The organism is Mesorhizobium sp. M7A.F.Ca.CA.001.08.2.1, assembly GCF_003998455.1.
Lineage (GTDB): Bacteria > Pseudomonadota > Alphaproteobacteria > Rhizobiales > Rhizobiaceae > Mesorhizobium > Mesorhizobium ciceri.
The window spans coordinates 1-1,670 of sequence record NZ_RZPW01001052.1; the positions used below are offsets into that span (position 1 = coordinate 1).

Sequence of the window (1,670 nt, forward strand, 5' to 3'; positions counted from 1 at the left end):
GGCATGGATGTTGGTGAAATTGCACCGGCCCCCGCCGGAGATGCGGATCTTCTCGCCAGGCGCCGCCGCATGATCGAGGATCAGCACAGAACGGCCGCGCTTGGCCGCCTCCACGGCGCACATCATTCCGGCGGCACCCGTGCCGATGATCACGACATCATAGGATTGCATCAGGCTGTTCGTTCCCGCTCGGCCCACTCATCCGGCGCAGCGCATTTGTGCTACCTGATACCGCGAACGGGGCGGACAGCCAACAGGCAAGAACAGCCAAGCAAAGGCTCAGATCAGCGTCTCTGCGAACAGCATCGTCAAGCGCTTCCAGTGGCGTTCGGCGCCCGCGGCATTGAAAACGCTATGATCGGGCACGCACCAGCCATGCGCCATACCGGCATAGTTCTCGATGACATGATCTACTTCCGCAACCCTGAGCGCCTCGGCCAGGCGCGCCGACTGTTCCGGCGGGAAACTCCTGTCGACGCCGGATGTGCCGACATAGACGCGCGCCTTGATCGAGGCTGCCTTGCGATGCGGGCTGTCGGCGGCGTCGCTGGCGAGATTGCCGCCATGGAAGCTTGCGGCCGCTTTTATCCGTTCGGGATAGGTTGCAGCCGCATTCAATGATCGACCGCCGCCCATGCAATAGCCGATGGTGCCGATCGGCCCGGTAATGCCCTCGGCAGCAAGCGCATCGAGGAACGCACCGCTGTCGCTGATGGTCATCTCCTGCGTCGTGCCGGTGACCAGCGCCATCAGCGGGATTTTGGTCTTTTCCTCGGCGAAGGCGGTCTTGGCGTCGAACGGCCCGTAAGGCGCATTGCGGTAAAACAGGTCGGGCACCAGCACCGCATAGCCTTCATTCGCCAGTCGCTCGGCCATACTGTCGAGCGCCGGCCGCGGACCAAAGGCGTCCTGATAGAGAATGACGCCGGCCTTGGCAGGAGATGCGTTTGCCGAGCGGAAAAGCCCGGCATTGGCAACACCATCCCTGGTCTTGATCTGAAGGTCGTGTTTCGTCATCGCTCGCTCCGTTCGACAGATGCGCGATACATATCCGCGCAAGCCTATACGGCAAGGCGCTCCCTGAGCATGGCAGTCAAAATTTCGTGCGGGATTGCGTGACGCTATTGCTAGCCTTCTCGCACCGTCCGCGCACCGACATGCAGCGCGCGGCCGGCACCGAGCCCCATAATGGCTACGCCAAGCCCGAGCGCGACGAACAGGAACGCCGTTCCCGAAAAACTGCCGGTCCAGTCGCGGATCAGGCCCACCAGCAGCGGGCCGAATGCCGCCAGCACATAGCCGACGCCTTGCGCCATGCCTGAAAGATGCGCGGCGACATGCGAATCCGGCGAACGCAGCACGATTAGGCTCATGGCAGCCGCGATCAGGCCGCCCTGCCCGATGCCTTGCAGGATCGCCCAGAACAGCACGGTCGAGGTCGGTGCGAACAGAATGCCGAGCAGCGCGATCACCGCCGTGGCAACGAGCGCCACATTGATGCCGCGCTGGTCTTTCAGCCGCATCGCGAAGGACGGCACGGCGAGACAGGTGATGACCTGCGCCATGACAGACACCGAAACCATGGCGCCGGCGGTGGCCGCATCGAAGCCACGCTCGCGCAAGATCGGCGCCATGGTTTCGGTGTCTGTCATGGCGCAGGTCATCACCCT

The 1,670-nt window shown here is 63.4% G+C and carries 3 protein-coding genes; all 3 read right to left on the reverse strand.

The genetic code is table 11. The features are described from left to right. The coding region (locus EN914_RS34630; RefSeq protein WP_127389648.1) for an FAD-dependent oxidoreductase at positions 1–171 on the reverse strand (171 nt) is incomplete at its 3' end. 108 nt (positions 172–279) lie between these two features. Beyond that, positions 280–1,017 carry a dienelactone hydrolase family protein gene (locus tag EN914_RS34635; protein ID WP_024501307.1) on the reverse strand — a complete coding sequence of 246 codons (738 nt, stop codon included), beginning with the start codon at positions 1,015–1,017 and terminating at the stop codon, positions 280–282. 110 nt (positions 1,018–1,127) lie between these two features. Then, positions 1,128–1,670, reverse strand: a 543-nt coding sequence (locus tag EN914_RS34640; RefSeq protein ID WP_127389649.1) for an MFS transporter, incomplete at its 5' end; no start/stop codon positions are given.